General features: G+C 67.2%; 1 protein-coding gene. It reads left to right on the top strand.

Annotation, left to right across the window (positions count from 1 at the left end):
• Positions 1-116: 116 nt before the first annotated feature.
• Positions 117-1,083: FAD-dependent monooxygenase (locus ACIF8T_RS40510; protein ID WP_400042502.1), on the top strand; the 967-nt coding region annotated here is incomplete at its 3' end.

The following is a 1,083-nucleotide window of genomic DNA, read 5'->3' as shown; positions in this document are numbered from 1 at the left end:
GCTGAACGAAGGCCGTCTGATCTAGTACAGATCCAATATTTAGCCAGTTGAAGGGGGTGTGTGTACATCGTACGTTCAATGCGCGTACACCGTACAAGGCACTGGAGGAACTACTCATGCAGACCGTACTCATCTCCGGCGGTGGAATCGCCGGGCCCGCCCTCGCCTACTGGCTACGCCGCCACGGCTTCGCGCCCACCGTCATCGAACGCGCCCCGGGCCGGCGCAGCGGCGGCCAGGCGGTGGACATCCGCGGCGTCGCGCTCGAAGTAGTGGAACGGATGGGCCTGTTGGAGCAGGCAAGCCGTGTACGGACCCGGATGCGCGGTATGTCGATCCTCGCCCCAGACGGCCACGAGGTCGACCGCTCCACCGAGGCAACCTTCAGCAGCGGCCGGCTCGACAGCGAAGACATCGAGGTGCTGCGCGAGGACCTGGTACGGATGCTGTACGGGCACACGCGCGCAGATGTCGAGTACATCTTCGGCGACAGCATCACCGCGCTCGACGAGGAAGAGACCGGCGTGCGCGTCGACTTCGCGCACGGGCCGTCCCGGACCTTCGACCTCGTGGTCGGGGCCGACGGCCTTCACTCCACCGTACGACGCCTGGCCTTCGGTCAGGAGGAGCGTTTCGCCCACCACCTGGGCAGTTACCTCTCGGTGTTCAGCTCGGACAACTTCCTCGCACTGGACAACTGGCAGATCTGGCTGCGGGACGGCGACATCGGTTTCGGCATCATGCCCGTACGCAGCAACACCGAACTCAGGATCGCCTTCGGCTTCGAGTCCGCTCCCCTCGCCCCCGACCGCATCGGCGGCGCCCTGCGGCAGCTCGTCGTGGACAAGCTCGCCTCGATGCGGTGGGAAGGGACTCGCCTGGCCGAGGCCGCCCGGAAGGCGCCCGACTTCTACTGTGACGCCATGGCCCAGATCCGCATGGACCCCTGGTCGCAGGGCCGGGTGACCCTGCTCGGAGACGCCGGCTACTGCCCTTCCCCCCTCTCGGGGCAGGGCACCAGCCTGGCACTCGTGGGCGCCCACGTGCTGGCCGACTGCCTTGCCCAGGCCAACGGCGACCACC

The organism is Streptomyces sp. NPDC085946, assembly GCF_044540485.1.
Taxonomy (GTDB): Bacteria; Actinomycetota; Actinomycetes; order Streptomycetales; family Streptomycetaceae; genus Streptomyces.
Note: the sequence above shows the minus strand (reverse complement) of the source record. Positions and strands in the feature narration are given on the sequence as shown.